The sequence below is a fragment of the Chryseobacterium sp. SIMBA_029 genome (assembly GCF_046535275.1).
In the GTDB taxonomy this organism is placed as follows: Bacteria; Bacteroidota; Bacteroidia; order Flavobacteriales; family Weeksellaceae; genus Chryseobacterium.
In genome coordinates this window covers 1-248 of the sequence record NZ_JAWRXA010000677.1, presented here as the reverse complement: position 1 = coordinate 248, position 248 = coordinate 1, and the positions used below count along the sequence as shown (strand labels likewise).

Genomic DNA, 248 nt, shown 5'->3' with positions numbered 1-248 from the left:
GGATGAACGTAGTGGAGCCGTCACCGTCGAGGGAGACCGCAGCAGCAAGAATGGCCGTTCCGAGAACCACCTTTGCCGGATCGTTGCCCAGCTTGCGCAAGATGAATTTCACCAGGGGGTCGAACAGGCCGACGTCGATCATCATCCCGAAGAAGATAATGGCGAACATCAGCAACGCTGCCGTGGACGTCATCGACTTCATCGAATCCATGACCATGGGGCCAATGCCCAGGCCCGCGCCGGCGAAC

1 protein-coding gene is annotated in these 248 nt (G+C 59.3%); it reads right to left on the bottom strand.

Annotated features, from left to right (window positions below):
- Nucleotides 1-248, bottom strand: a 248-nt coding sequence (locus SB679_RS25675) for an SLC13 family permease (protein ID WP_410705193.1), incomplete at both ends; no start/stop codon positions are given.